The organism is Nonomuraea sp. NPDC003707, assembly GCF_053587055.1.
In genome coordinates, this window is sequence record NZ_JBSFNK010000034.1 from 16,650 (window position 1) to 30,115 (window position 13,466).

Annotated in this window: 9 protein-coding genes; all 9 read right to left on the reverse strand. The window is 73.6% G+C overall.

Translation table 11 applies throughout. From position 1 onward, the window contains the following. Positions 1 to 34: 34 nt before the first annotated feature. Positions 35 to 349 (reverse strand): hypothetical protein, encoded by a 315-nt coding sequence (locus tag ACWDRB_RS52080; RefSeq protein ID WP_350736943.1) that lies wholly within the window; start codon positions 347 to 349, stop codon positions 35 to 37. Further along, a complete protein-coding gene (locus ACWDRB_RS52085; RefSeq protein WP_449907741.1) occupies positions 349 to 1,734 on the reverse strand; it encodes a SagB/ThcOx family dehydrogenase in 1,386 nt (461 codons plus the stop codon). The genes ACWDRB_RS52080 and ACWDRB_RS52085 overlap by 1 nt, the downstream gene beginning before the upstream one ends. Then, positions 1,731 to 3,989 carry a TOMM precursor leader peptide-binding protein gene (locus tag ACWDRB_RS52090; RefSeq protein WP_449907743.1) on the reverse strand — a complete coding sequence of 753 codons (2,259 nt, stop codon included), beginning with the start codon at positions 3,987 to 3,989 and terminating at the stop codon, positions 1,731 to 1,733. Before ACWDRB_RS52090 ends, ACWDRB_RS52085 begins: the two co-directional genes overlap by 4 nt. 28 nt (positions 3,990 to 4,017) lie before the next feature. After that, the gene (lanM, locus tag ACWDRB_RS52095; protein WP_449907745.1) at positions 4,018 to 7,236 is read right to left on the reverse strand and encodes a type 2 lanthipeptide synthetase LanM; all 3,219 of its coding nucleotides are present in this window, start codon (positions 7,234 to 7,236) and stop codon (positions 4,018 to 4,020) included. Between the two features lies 1 nt (position 7,237). Further along, the gene (locus ACWDRB_RS52100) at positions 7,238 to 9,847 is read right to left on the reverse strand and encodes an ATP-binding cassette domain-containing protein (RefSeq protein WP_449907747.1); all 2,610 of its coding nucleotides are present in this window, start codon (positions 9,845 to 9,847) and stop codon (positions 7,238 to 7,240) included. Next, the gene (locus ACWDRB_RS52105) at positions 9,844 to 12,009 is read right to left on the reverse strand and encodes a cysteine peptidase family C39 domain-containing protein (RefSeq protein ID WP_449907748.1); all 2,166 of its coding nucleotides are present in this window, start codon (positions 12,007 to 12,009) and stop codon (positions 9,844 to 9,846) included. The genes ACWDRB_RS52100 and ACWDRB_RS52105 overlap by 4 nt, the downstream gene beginning before the upstream one ends. Further along, positions 12,002 to 12,718, reverse strand: coding sequence for a hypothetical protein (locus ACWDRB_RS52110; protein WP_449907750.1), 717 nt, complete (start codon positions 12,716 to 12,718; stop codon positions 12,002 to 12,004). The genes ACWDRB_RS52105 and ACWDRB_RS52110 overlap by 8 nt, the downstream gene beginning before the upstream one ends. 6 nt (positions 12,719 to 12,724) lie before the next feature. Beyond that, the gene (locus tag ACWDRB_RS52115; RefSeq protein ID WP_350736926.1) at positions 12,725 to 13,018 is read right to left on the reverse strand and encodes a hypothetical protein; all 294 of its coding nucleotides are present in this window, start codon (positions 13,016 to 13,018) and stop codon (positions 12,725 to 12,727) included. A gap of 89 nt (positions 13,019 to 13,107) precedes the next feature. Beyond that, positions 13,108 to 13,398 (reverse strand): hypothetical protein, encoded by a 291-nt coding sequence (locus tag ACWDRB_RS52120; RefSeq protein WP_350736923.1) that lies wholly within the window; start codon positions 13,396 to 13,398, stop codon positions 13,108 to 13,110. Positions 13,399 to 13,466 lie beyond the last annotated feature (68 nt).

Below are 13,466 nucleotides of genomic sequence, written 5' to 3' on the forward strand. Positions count from 1 at the left end.
TTGTCTGTGTGGATTCCGGACAGAGCGCGATCGCTCAGAACGTGTCGCCCGTTGTGTTGGGGACGCTCGGCCCGGTCATGCTGGTGAGCGTGAGAATGGTGCTGACCGTGCCGGGCTCGGAAGAGCCGGCGGCCGACTCCAGGTCGGTGATGTCGAACTCGCCCTCCGGCTTGGGCGGCAGCGGCGGCGTGGGCACCCCCTCGGGGTAGACGATGCCGTACTGGCTCAGCAGGGCCCTGGGACCGCTCTCGTAGCGGCTCCGCAGCTCGGCGTCCTGCCACGCCGCCGCCACCAGCCGGGCGAACTTCCTGCGGTCCTCGTCCCCGAGGATGTAGATGCTTTCGGCCATCAGCGGTCTCCTTGTCTGTGCGGATCGGACTCTGCGGGGGCGCCGCCGATGAGGAAGTCCCCGACCGACGACTCGGTGGCCCAGTCGAGGCCGAAGGTGCGGGCGGCCAGGTCGGCGTCGCCGCTGCCGAGGCCGCAGGGCGCCATGCCCATCGCGGTGGCCACCAGGTAGAAGGTCTGGTAGAGCGCGCCGACTGTCTTCAACGTGGCGGCGTAGGCGATCGAGGAGTACTTCCACGACATGCGCTGGAAGCGCGAGGTGATGGTGATCAGCACGTCGGGGCTGGCCGTCCCGCCCGTGGCCAGGCTCGCCGCGGCCAGCATCGCCCGCGCGTCCTCGTCCCTGGCGGGGAGGGTGACGAGCCGGTGGCCGCGCGGGTCGTAGTAGTAGGCGCCGCTGTCCAGGCCCTCGCATCGGGCCACGGTCAGGTACAGCTCCAGCTCGTAGACGGCGCCGCCGCCCGGGTAGGGCCTGCTGCTGGCCTCGTACGGCATGCCGGGCGCCGGCCCGAAGACTCGCCTGACCCTGGCGGCCCGGTAGAGCAGCTCGCCGAGCTGCCGGACCGTCGGCGGGCCGGCGTACTGGCGCACCGATCTGCGCGACTCCAGCACGGTGGTGAACGGCGGGTCTGCCGCGGCGGCCTCCTCCAGGGAGGGCGTGTACAGCTCGACGGCGGCGCCCTCGGGAGGCTGCTTGATCACCGGTGGCGGCGGCGTCTCGTCCAGGAAGCGGAAGGTCGCGCCGAACGGCTGGTCGTGCCGCCCCGCTCTGCTCCTGGCGTGAAAGAGCAGGTCGTGGAAGTCCCACGAGCGCAGCGCGGGGTCGCGTTCCTCGGCGTCTCCGGCGAAGGCCATGCCGGCGGCGACGAGATGACCGATCGCCTCGGGCGCCTCCTTCACCATGACCGGGCGGCCGAGCGCGGAGAGCAGCGGCATGGCGTCCTCGGTGAGCGTGACGCGGTGCCGGGACAGCGGGGACTCCAGGACGAGTCCCTGATCCGTCCTGCGGACGAGCGCGAACCTCGACAGGCGCACGGTGTCACTGGGAGCGAGCGCGGGCAGCCGGAACCGGGCGTCGCGGGCGATGGGCACGACCCGCAGCAGCGGCTCGACCGCGTGGACGAGGACCGCGCTCAGCCGCGACAGCGTCAGGTACAGCAGGGCAGCGTCGTGGCTGCTGCCGCCCGCCGCGAGGAGCCGCTCGGCCAGATCGTCCTGGTCCGCCAGCGTGCCGGGCAGCTCGCGCAGCAGCGACTCGACGGCCTGCGGCAGGCCGCGCAGGGTGACCGTGCCGAAGGGTTGCGCGATGGTCAGCACGCCGCCCGCGGACTCGACGACCGCGTCCTCGCGCAGGCCCACCATAGAGAGGGGCGCCGGGCCGGTCACAGGAACATCGTGATGGGGTTCATCTGCTCCTCCGGGGTGGGCTCGGCGAGCCAGCCGAGCCGTACGGGCACGTCGTAGAGGCGGCCGGGGGCCAGCCGCCGCCAGAAGTGGCGCAGGCCGGGCACGATGACCTTGACGACCGGCAGGCCGATGTCGGGCCTGGTCTGGTCGAGCACGAGCATCTCCATCCCGCGCTCCTCGACCAGCGCGCGGGCCGCTTCGACGTCGTCGAGCAGGTCGGCGGTGGCCGGCCGGGCGTAGGCGGACGCGGGCACGGAGATCGAGGTGGGCGAGAGGTAGGGGTGGTCGGCGACGCGCGCGTTCGTCCACCAGTCGACCTGGTCGCGCTCGGGGAACCGGTAACGGGTGACGCCGTCCGGGCCGACGTCGATGACCGCGGGGATGAACTGGTTCAGCTCGGCCAGGGCGCGCTGCACGGCGATGCGCACGTCGAAGTGGGCGCCGAAGGCCATGAGGATGTCCTCGGTCGGCCCGTCGACCCGGCGGCTGACCGCGGCGGCCACCGGGACGCCGAGGTCGTTGGTGAGGTCGAGCACGTGCAGGTCGCGGCCGAGACCGGCGTAGACCTCCTGGAACTCGGCGATCCACGGGTCGGCGAAGGTGCCGAGATCGAAGGCGGGCCGGCGCAGGCGGTTGTACCACCACACGGCCACCGCGTCCCGCTCGACGAGCTCCATGAAGCCCTGCAGGACGGCGTCCTCCAGGGAGGAGCCGGCGGCGTTGCCGTTGGAGTCGGCCCAGGTGTAGAGCGGGCCGGTGGAGCGTTGGTCGTTGTAGTAGTAATAGAGGTAGCCGGTGGGCAGGTACTTGTGCCGCCGCTCGGTCAGCGACCACACGGGCGTCCATTCGATCGCGGCGTCCTCGTCGAAGGGGTCGTTGACGTAGGAGTAGCTGGAGGTGGCGCGGACCTCCCGGCGGGTGCGGTACTGGGCGTCGCTGTAGAGCGAGCAGGTGTTCGGGTGCACGGCGTCCGCGCCGAGCTCCCGCAGGCTCGCCGTGCGCCTGGCCTCGTCGCCCTGGAAGATGCCCGAGTAGCGTTCCATCGCCTCGCACATGGCGCTGACCTTGGCCTGCAGGTCGGTCATGCCCTTGCCGGCGCTCTGGGTCCGCAGGCCCTTGCGCAGCATGGCGAGGTCGCGGGTCTCCCGGGAGAAGTTGTGCCCGGCCACGTACGCCTTGACGAACGGCGTCCTGGTGTCCATCCGGGTGAGTTCACGGATGACGCCCGTGACCGGGCTGACCAGGTGGGCGTACCGCTCGGCGGTGTCCTCCGGGTGCTTGGAGCGGTGGCCGCCGTCGGCGGTGAAGGTCTTGGGCCGGGAGCGCAGCTCGACCGGGGACTGCGCGGCCGCGGCCATCAGGCCGTCGTCGCCGCACTCCGGGCACTGCGGCCTGCGCCGCAGCTCGTGGCGGGTGGCGCCGAGGCGCATGGTGTCGAAGGTGACCAGGTCGCGCTGCTGCGGATTCCTCGCCCCGGCCAGCCACTTCGCCGCCTCGGCCGCGACGAGCCGCACGCCCGCGCCGCGGGTCAGCGCCAGGTCGGCGGCGGGCAGGGCCAGCGGGCGGCTGCTCCGTAACCTGTCCTCCACGTACGTCAGCGACTGCCGGTGCCCTTCCAACCGCTGGGACAGGCATCGCCAGCAGCCGCCGTCGCCCTCCCCCGGCTGGAAGACGGGGCCCAGCCAGAGGACGGGGCCGGTTGTGCGGGCCGGCAGCCATGGCCGCCGCTCCGCCAGGTGCCGCCGGTTGACGTCGGCCAGCTCTCCGCGCAGGTAGTCGTCGGTCAGCACGACGGTCAGCGCCGCGTCCTCCCCGGGGCCGGTCACCTCCACCCCCTCGGCGACCAGCAGGTCCCGCAACTCCTCGGCGGGCACGTCCCCGACGGTGAGCAGCTCGGCCCGCCCGCCGCGCACCGCGGCGACCGCCTCCTGCGCCTGGAGTCCGGCCATCTCCCAGTAGGCGGCCGTCCTCCGATCCACGTCCTCGGTGACGTCGACCAGCAGATCGCGCTGCCTGAGCGTGTGGAGCACGTAGTAGACGTTCTCCGGCGGGACGTCCGGCTCCACCGCGACCAGGATGTCGTTGACGGTGTGCTTGCCGTCGAGCAGGCCGGCCACCGCCTCGATCGACCGGCCGGTGAGCACGTGCGTGTCGCGCTCGTTGATCAGGAAGACCCCGTCTCCCTCGATGACCTCGACCCTGAAATGGCGGCGGAAAGCTGGTCGGGCGTCCATAACGTTCCTTTCGGTCAGTGCACTCGGGTCAGTGCACGAGGCGCAGCGAGGCGACCTGGTCGTCGGCGAGCCGGAGGAGGGTGAGCCCCGCCGCGGCGAGCCCGTCGGTGGCGGACAGGGACAGGCGGTCGGCGCGCCGCCGGTCGGCGAACCAGCGGCCCGTGTGGTCGCGGCGGCGCAGCAGTTCGGCGGCCAGTTCGCGGGCGGACCGCTCCAGCGCCCCGTCGCCGGTCAGGCGGGCCGTGTGCAGCGCCACCTCGGCGTCCACGACGAGCCGCGCGCAGGAACGTCCGGCCTCGGGCGCGCAGTACCTGGCCACGCGCTCCCGCAGGTCGCCGGGCACCTCGCCGGTGAGGAGGTGGGCGGTGGCGACGGCGGCGAGCAGCGAGCCGGGCGTGTCGAGGGCGAACCGGTGCGCCAGCAGCGGCGCGGCGGCAGCGCCGATCTTCCCGGGGCCGGCCTTCCCGGGGCCGGCCTCCCCCAGCGCGCTCGCGCTGGCGGCCAGCGCCCACACCAGCCCGTCCACCCCGGTGGGCACACCGTCGAGCGCGGGCACGCCCGGCGGGTACGGCGACCGGGCCGCGCCGCCGCCGGCCAGCTCGGCCAGCAGCTCCTCATGCAGCCGCGCGGCGAGCGCCTCGGCCGCGGGGACCGCCGTCGGGGCGGCCTCGCGCAGCTTGTGCAGGGCGAGCAGCAGCCCGGCCCGGCCCAGCACGGGTTCGGCGCTGGTCGGCAGGGACAGCTGGGCCTCGGCGAGCGGCACCAGCGCGACCGCCCGCTCCACGAGCCTGGTGTCGGCCAGGGTGGCGCCGCAGCGGCTCAGCGCGTAGATGGTCGAGCCGAGGCCCACGAACGCCCCGACGGGCGCGAGTGTCCCGCACATCCTGCGGTAGACGCCCGACTGCGTGGACAGCGTCGCGAACTCGGCCGAGGCGTCCAGCGCGTCCTGCGCGGCCGTCCAGTGGCCGGGGGCGCCCGTGTTGGCGTACAGCTCGGCGAGGAAGACGGCGAGGCCGGCGGTACCGGTGAGCAGGTCACCCTGAAGGGGTTCGACCTGGTCCAGGCCGTGCGCGGGATAGGTGACCACGCCGATCCAGCCGGACCGCTCGCCGACGGGGCCGCCCGCGGGCGTGCCGAGCGGGACGGCGCTGGCGAGCACCTGGTCGGCGAGCTCGCCGGCGCGGGCGAGCAGCACCTCGGCCTCGGGCTCCGCCCGCCGGCCCGACAGGTCGTAGACGTACTGGCCGATCTCGCGCACCGTGCGGGGCCGGGGCCCGGGGCCGGGGCCGGGGAACGCGGTGGGCAGTTGCCCCGCGCCCGTGAAGTCCAGGCAGGTCTCCAGCACGGCGAGCTGCTCGTCCACCGGGAACCCCGCCAGGTCGGCGAGGCGGTCCTGAACCCGCTGCCACGCCGTGCCCGAGAAGTGCCCGGGGATCTCGACGCCGTCGGGGGTGAACACCGAGTCCGAGCCGGGCCTGGAGACGAACAGGGGGATGTCCATCCGGCGGAACGCGTCGATCTCCTGCTCGACGATCTCCAGGATGTCCTCGCGCCCCGGGTCCCGCCGCAGCGTCTCGCGGGCGCTGCGGAACAGGTGGGCGAAGGTGATCTCCCTGGCCATCCCGTCGATCAGCGCCCCCGGGCTCAGGCTCATGCCGAGCAGTTCGACGCAGTCCCAGGTGCTGCGCCAGATGTAGCGGACCGGCGCGTCCTCCAACAGCGCGAGCGGGCCGCGGGCGTCGGCCAGCAGCTCCCGGTTGCGCGTCAGGCAGTCCTGCATCTGCCGGTAGCCCTCGGCCACCTCGTCGGCGTAGCGGCTCGGGTCGGCCAGCTCGCCCGCGCCCCACGTGGGCCGGTACGGCGGCGCCTCCCAGCCGAGCGGGTACAACTGGGGGTTCTGTGCGACCTGCTCCTGCAGTCCGGCCATGCAGCCGATGTCGTGCGACTGGACGCCGCCCGCGATCACCCGGGGAAAACTGATGACGGCGGTCTTGACCACCGTCTCCTCGACCTGCCCCCACAGGGACTGGATGCGGTCTCCGATGAGGGCGGGCTTGCTGATGCGGCCCTGGAGGACGTTCTCCAGGTCGATGAAGACCGGCGTGTCCCCCTTGGCGACCAGGTTGTCGGCCCACAGGTCGCGGCACTCCAGGAACTGGGCGAGCCTGGCCAGCATGCCCAGGCGCGTGTAGTAGCGCCGTACGCTGTCCTCGTCGGTGGCGGGCTCGGCGGTGACGTACTCCTCCCAGCCGTAGCCGTCGCGCAGGACGACCGCGCGGGTGTGCAGGGTGAGCGGCAGCCCGTGGTTGTTCAGCAGGGTGCACACGTCCATCAGCCCGACCACCGAGCGCAGGTCCTTCGGCTTGTAGACGACCCGCTCGCCCGAGGCGAAGGTGAGCAACGTGACCACCCGGCCGTGGTTGTGCGGGTCGCCCGAGTCGCCGGAGTATCCCGTGACCGGTCCGGGGGCGGTCCAGCCCCACAACGTCCTGCGCAGCTCCGGCAGGTCGGCGTTCAACCGGTCGAAGAGCTCGTGAACGACGCGCCGCCACTGCAGGCAGGCCATGCCCATGACGTAGGCCAGCCCCGGGAGCGTCTCCAGCCGGTCGAGCCAGCCGGACTGGCTGACGTCCAGGCCGGGGCTCTGCAGCCAGGCGGACACGTCGTTGGCGGTGCCGGCGAGCTGCGCCTCGAACGCGAAGCCGGAGAAGCAGACCTGCGTCAGGCGCTCGATCAGCTGTCCCGCGATGTCCTCGCACGCCTCGGGGGTGACGGGTACGCCGCGTACCGTCCCGTCCTTCATGTCCACCAGCCGGTTGACGGCGCGCCTGAACGCCACGAACGGGGAGCCGGGCCGCCCGGACGCGGGGTCGGCCGCGGCCGTGGGCGGCTGGGCGAGCAGGAAGTCCACCAGGGCGTAACCCCAGTCGGGCAGCCTGCCCGGGTCGGCGAGCCGGACGTCGACGAGCCCGGCGCCGAGGTCGCGGCCGGAGCGCCTGCGGTGATGCAGCAGCGCCCGCTTGGCGTCCTCGTCGTCGCCGACGGCGGCCTTCAGCCAGCGTTTGGTGCGTTCGGACGCCTGGCGCGGGCTGCGCCCCGCCACGGGGACGAAGAACTCTCCCGACACGCGCTCGGGGAAGGGCGCCGCCGCGGCGAGCACGGCTATCAGCCGTTCGTCCCCACCCGGAACCGCGAGCAGGCCCTCGCCCTGCGCTTCGGCGTATCCGGCGTGAACCGAGACCGTCATCTCAGACCTCCTGTCGGCGGACCATGCGGGCGAAGAGCCGGCTGTCGTCCATCAGCTCCTCGAAGGGGCCGTCGGCGACGACCCTCCCCTGGTCGAGTACGTAGATCCGATCCGCCGACTTGATGGTGCTCAGCCGGTGCGCGATCACGATCCGGGTGATGTCCAACTCGGCGACCCTCCGGCTGACCAGCGCCTGGGTGTGGTTGTCCAGGGCGCTCGTCGCCTCGTCGAGGATGAGGATGCGCGGGCGTTTCACCAGCGCTCTGGCGATGAGCAGCCGCTGGAGCTGACCGCCCGAGAAGGACGCGTTGTCCTCTCCGACGACGGTGTGCAGGCCCATGGGCATCGCGGCGATGTCGCCGTCCAGGTCGGCCAGGCGGGCCGCCCACCAGGCGTCCTCCTCCGTCGCGCCGGGCACGTCGCCGATGATGTTCTCCAGGATCGAGCCCCTGAGCACTCTGGCCTGCTGCATCACCACGCCCACCTGGGCGCGCACGCGCCGCAGATCGAGGTCGCGCAGGTCGCCGCCGTCGTAGAGCACCTGGCCGGTGCGGGGCGGTTCGAAGCCCAGCAGCAGCCGTACCAGCGTGGACTTGCCCGCGCCGGACGGGCCCGCGACCGCGACGAACTCGCCCGGCTTGAACACCATCGACACGTCGTCGAGGATCCGCATCGCGGTGCCGGGGTAGGCGAAGGAGACGCCGCTGAGCCGGACCAGCCCGCTCAGCTCGCCCGGGTCCTTCGCGCCCGGCGACGTCTCGGGCGCCCGCTCCAGCACCGGGCGCAGCCGCTCGAACCGGGGCAGGAGGGCGAAGGCCGCTTCCACCGCCCTGTTCATCTGGCCGAGCGCGAGCACGAACTGGCCGAGCGCCACGGCGGCGATCACGAAGGACGCCGTCGGGACGCCCCAGGCCAGGCCGGTGGCGGCGAGGAGCAGCAGCAGCGCCGGCTGCGCCGAGGCGCCGATCGCCGTCGACACCGCCCGCTCGCGCTGGATCGCCTCGGCCGCGCGCTGCTGAGTCGCGAACAGCCGGGACCACAGCCCGAACACCTGGGCCTCCCGGCCCGCGACGTGGATCTTGTCGATCGCGCCGAGGCACGCGTACAGCAGGGAGTAGACCTTCCCGTACTGCTCGTGCATGACCAGCTCGTGCCGCTGCTGGCGGACCGCGCGCCCGGCGAGCACGGCGAGCAGCGCGACCACCCCGCCCAGCGCGACCAGGGCCAGCCGCCAGTCCACGGCGAGCAGCGCCAGCAGGCCGAACAGGGAGAACATGCCGCCGAGGAGAGAGCTGACCGCGGCCTCGCCGAGCGCCTTGCGCATGTCGGAGATGGCGTTGGCGCGCTGGACCAGCTCGCCGGTGCTGTACCGGTTGAAGAACGGTAGGTCGAGGGAGATGAGGTGGCTCCAGACGGCGGGTTCGAGCCGTTCCTGGAGACGTCCGTGGACGCGTACGAGCACCGAGTTGCGCACGGCGAGGAGCAGGGCGCTCGCGCACACCATGGCGGCGATGATCACCGCGGTCCAGATCGTCGCGGGCCGGTCGGCGGGGTTGGACGCGGAGGTCAGCAGGCTGAAGGTGAACAGGGGGACGCCGAGCGCGAGCAGCCCGGCGCCGCCGCCGGCCGCGAGGAGCCAGGCCAGCTCCCTGCCCGCGCCGCGCAGGCCGAACCTGAGCAGCGCGACGGGGGTGGCGACGCCCTCGCCGAGCGGCGGGTAGATCTGCCAGGCGTCCGGGGCGAGGCCGGCGGCCACGGACTCGGTCACCCGGCACGGGTCCGCCGCCGGGTCCGCGGCGCGGTAGCCGCCCCGGTGCGGCAGGAGCGCCACCGGCCGCCCGCCCTCCCGGGTGAAGCCGATCATGGGGACGGTGGCCGTGCGCCACCATCGTCCGGAAAGGCGTACCCGCCGGTGCCTGACCCTGGCGGCGTCCAGCGCCGCGCCGAGCGGGTCGCCAGACGCAGAGCCGGCGTCAGGGCCGGCGTCGGGGCCGGCGTCGGGGCCGGTGTCCGGGGCGCTCTCCCGCACGGCGAACCCGCAGTGGTCGCCGAGCGTCTTGACCACTTTCGCGGCGTGTTCGGCGGTCGTCCGGGGCCGGTCAGGGGAGGGCGGCGCGCCGGCGGCGACCCCGACATCGGCGAACGACCGCCGGAGCGTCTCGCTCGTGGCCGCCACCCTGGCCACGCGCCAGTTGTCCCGGTCGGCCTCCTCCGCCTCGGCCAGCAGCAGCACCTGCTCCAGCGCCCCGCGGTGCAGTGCGCGCAGCTCGCGCTCGCTCGGCGGGTCGAGCGCCGCCGTCCGGCCGCCGCCCGCGCCGTGTTGCGCGATGGGCCGGTGGAGGCGGCGCGCCCACGCCGACAGCGCGCCCGCGTCCCTGCGGACGCGGCGCACCGACGTCCCGTCGGCCGGGGAGGCCAGAACGGTGTAGCCCCGCGGCAGGTCGGTGGCGGCGAAGCCGTGCATGAGTTGCCCGCTCTCCACGCGGACGACGCGGCGGCGGGGGCCCTGGCCGTCCACGGGCGCCAGCAGGACGTCGACGGAGCCGCTGACCACGTGCCAGCAGGCATAGGGGTCGATCAGCTCGATCTCGCTGACGGGGTAGCCGTTCATGCCGCTTCCTCGACGAGTGTGCGGTAGGGGCCGGACTCGGCGATGAGCTCGGCGTGGGTTCCCCGCTGGACGACCTTGCCGCGGTCCAGCACGAGGATCAGATCGCTGTCGCGTACGGTGCTGAGCCGGTGCGCGATGACCACGCACGTGCAGCCCCTGGCTTTGAGGTTGGCGTCCACCAGGGCCTCGGTCTCCGCGTCCAGCGCGCTGGTGGCCTCGTCCAGCACCAGCACCGAGGGGGACAGCGCGAGCGCCCTGGCGATCTCCAGGCGCTGCCGCTCGCCGCCCGACAGGTTGCGGCCCCGCTCCTCGACCCAGCCGCCCGACAGCCCGCCCCTGCGGTGGACCACCTCGGCGATGCAGGCGTCGCCGAGCGCACGGCGCAGCCGGTACCCGGGAACCGTCGGGTCCCACAGCGTGAGGTTGTCGGCCACCGTGCCCTCGAACACCTGCAGGTTCTGCTCCACGTAGCCGATCGAGGTGGACAGCGTCTCCCTGGGCATCTCGTCCCTCGGCACCCCGTCGAATCTGATCTGCCCGGACCACGGCACGGCCGCTCCGGTGAGCAGGCGGGCGACCGTGGACTTGCCGCTGCCGGTGCGGCCGACGATGGCGATGCGCTGGCCGGGCTCCGCGCGCCACGACAGCCCCTCGATCACCGGCCCGTGCTGGCGGTCGTAGCCGAAGGTGACCCCGTCGAACTCCACCGTGCCGCGCAGGCCCCCCGCCCCCTCGGGGGCGCCGGGGGGCTCGGCGTGGCGGGGGTCGGGCTCGGCATGCAGCGTGTCGTCGAGCATGCCGGTCTGCGCGACCGCGACCTGTGCCTCGGCGCCGACCCCGACCAGCGAGGACATGGGTACGAGGAAGGCGCCGACGAGGAGCTGGGCCGCGATGACGGTCTCCATCGTGACCTCACCGCGGGCCATCAGCACCGCCCCGGTGATCACCATGGTGGCCCCGGCGAGCGAGCCGAGCGCGGCGGGCACCACCATCAGCGCCTGCGTGACCCGCATCAGTTCCTGGACGGCCGACATGGTCCGCGCCGACAGCCCCGCCCACTTGGCGAAGAACCATCCCTCGGCGCCGTCGGCCTTCAGCGACTCGGCCATCGAGACGCCGTTGAACGCCATGCTGTCCCTGCGGTGCTCGTCGAAGATGAGCCGCTGCTGGTGCGGGGCGGTGCGGCGGCTGACCGCGCGCATCGCCACCAGATTGACCGCCGCGAGCAGCACGGCGACGGCGGCGAAGGCCGGGTGGAAGGCGAACAGGATCGACGAGTGCACCACCATGGTGAGCAGGGCCGCGATGACGGCGGCGACCCGGTCCGACAGCAGCAGGGCCAGCCCCGCGCCGAAGGACGTCCTGGTCACCAGGCCACCGGTCTGCCGCCGGTGGAAGTGGTCGCCCGGCAGCCTGAGCAGCCGCCACACGTACCGGCCGGACAGGTCGGCCGCCATCGCCAGCTGCACGGCGCCGAGCAGCCGCTGCTGCGCCCACATGCCGGCCAGGGTGAAGCCGACGCAGCCGAGCAGCCCGAGGAGCACGGGCGCGGACCAGGCCGCGCCGCCGGCGACCAGCACCTTGCCCAGCAGGAGCCGGGTCAGCAGCGCGGTGACCGCCGCGGGCAGGGCCAGCATGAAGGCCATGACGGCGATGGCGAGCAGCGTGGACAGGTACGGCCGCACCTTCGCCAGCACCGAGCGGGCCATGGGGAACCGCGGCCCTCCCGGTGTGAAGCCCTCGCCCGGACGCGGTACCAGCACGATCCCGCTGAATCGCCGCCGGAACTCCTCCCTGCTCAGCCGGATCCTGCCCACGGCGGGGTCGTTGAGGTAGGCCCACCGCTTGCGCATGCCCTCCAGCACCACGTAGTGCCGCTGATCGACGAAGATCATCGAGGGGACGGGGAAGCTCTCCAGCGCGTCGGCCTCCACCCGCCAGCCGCCGATGGTGAAGCCGTACTCCTCGGCCGCCGCCTTGAGCCCGGCGCCCGTGAGGCCGTCCCTGCCCACTCCGCACCGTTCTCTGATCTCGCGTACGGGGACGCGCAGTCCGTGGTGGGCGAAGATCGTGCTCAGGCAGGCGGGCCCGCAGTCGGCGTCCTCCATCTGCGGCCGGCGCTCGGTGCGGACCGGCCGCGGCCTGGTCGCGTGCTCAGCCACGACGTCCTCCGGCGAACAGGGCGTCCACGGGGCGGACGACGGCGACGGTGATCTCCCCCGACACCGGGGTGAGCGTGGCGCCCGGCCAGGCCGGCCGGTCGAGGTCGACGGTCACCAGGTGCCGCCCGTCCGCCCGCAGGGCCTCGCCGAACAGCGGGCGCAGCAGCTCGCCCGAGGCGGGGTACGGTTCGACCGCGCTCACCCGGCCCCGCGCGCCCGTGCCGCCGAACGTGACGGTCTGGCCCGGGGCGAGCGCGCCGATCCTGTCCCGGCCGACCATGAGCAGCGCCCGCAGGGGGCCGGCGGCCGGGTCGACCGCCGCGACGGTGCCACCCGCGGCCAGGACCGCGCCGGGGGCCGCCGTACGCAGCACCCGTCCCTTCGCGGTGCCCGTCACGACGTGCCTGCGTCCCCGCTCGTCGGCCAGCACGGCCAACGGCGTCGCCGGGGTCACCTCCTGGCCCACCCGGACCAGGACCTCGGCCACGCTGCCGGGCACGGGGGCGGCCACCGGCACGGGACCGGCGCCCGCCACCAGCACGCCGGTGCCGGCGACCACGTCACGGACCTGCCCCAGCCAGGCCCAGCTCGCCGCGCAGCCCGCGACCAGGATGAGCGCGGCCGCGGCGAGCCATGCCTTGGCCCGCACCGTGGAGACGAGCTCGTCGATCCGCTCGCCTCCTGGCGCCTCCGTCGCGGTCATGGTCATCGCGTGTCACTCTCCCGGGGTCGGTGTGTACAGGCAGAAGCAGAGGCTGAGCAGGCACGGAGGGGGTGGCGGCATCTCCGCGGACCCGTCGAGGATCTCGATGACGAGCTCGGCGCCGGGCTCCGGCGGCAGCGTCGGGGCGCCTGCCCCGTCGGCCGGCCGGAGGTTGTACTCGGCCAGGACCGAGAGGGGATCGCGCTCGTACCGGAGTCTGAAGTCGGCGTCGAGCCACGACCTCGCGGTCAGCTCGCCGAACGCCCTGCGCTGAGTCGTGTCCCAGCCGATCGTGTCCACAGTCATCACAAGTCCTCCCGCCGCGGGTGTGTGAGATGCTGGTCTGGCGAGGTGGTGGGCATCTGGACTGCCCACCACCACGCCTTGCGAAGTCGTCAGGCGCTCTGTCCGCCGGAGAAGCATCCGGTCGGGCAGCTCACCGTGCCGATCGTGCCGAGGGCGCCGCCCGCGGACGATTCGAGGCTCTCCAGGTCGATGGCCTGGCCGGGTTGGTCAGGCAGGTCGGGCGGGGCCAGCTCACGCGGCCAGTCGACGCCCGCTTCGGCGAGGGCGGCGCGCGGGTCTCGTTCGAACTCCCGCCTGAGCGACTCGTCGGACCAGGCGCGTGCGACGAATCTGGCGATCTGCCTGCGCAGTTCTGGGGACAGGGTGGGGTCTTCTGGCATGAGGTCACCTCGTTGATGAGGCCCCGGGGTTCCGGGTGGGTCGGGGGCGGCCGCCTACGAGGTCCAGA

Excerpts from the sequence above, each read along its gene's own strand:
- ACWDRB_RS52115 (WP_350736926.1), bottom strand. The coding sequence starts at position 13,018 with ATGACTGTGGACACGATCGGCTGGGACACGACTCAGCGCAGGGCGTTC.
- ACWDRB_RS52090 (WP_449907743.1), bottom strand. The coding sequence starts at position 3,989 with ATGGACGCCCGACCAGCTTTCCGCCGCCATTTCAGGGTCGAGGTCATC.
- ACWDRB_RS52120 (WP_350736923.1), bottom strand. The coding sequence starts at position 13,398 with ATGCCAGAAGACCCCACCCTGTCCCCAGAACTGCGCAGGCAGATCGCC.
- lanM (WP_449907745.1), bottom strand. The coding sequence starts at position 7,236 with ATGACGGTCTCGGTTCACGCCGGATACGCCGAAGCGCAGGGCGAGGGC.
- ACWDRB_RS52110 (WP_449907750.1), bottom strand. The coding sequence starts at position 12,718 with ATGACCATGACCGCGACGGAGGCGCCAGGAGGCGAGCGGATCGACGAG.
- ACWDRB_RS52100 (WP_449907747.1), bottom strand. The coding sequence starts at position 9,847 with ATGAACGGCTACCCCGTCAGCGAGATCGAGCTGATCGACCCCTATGCC.
- ACWDRB_RS52080 (WP_350736943.1), bottom strand. The coding sequence starts at position 349 with ATGGCCGAAAGCATCTACATCCTCGGGGACGAGGACCGCAGGAAGTTC.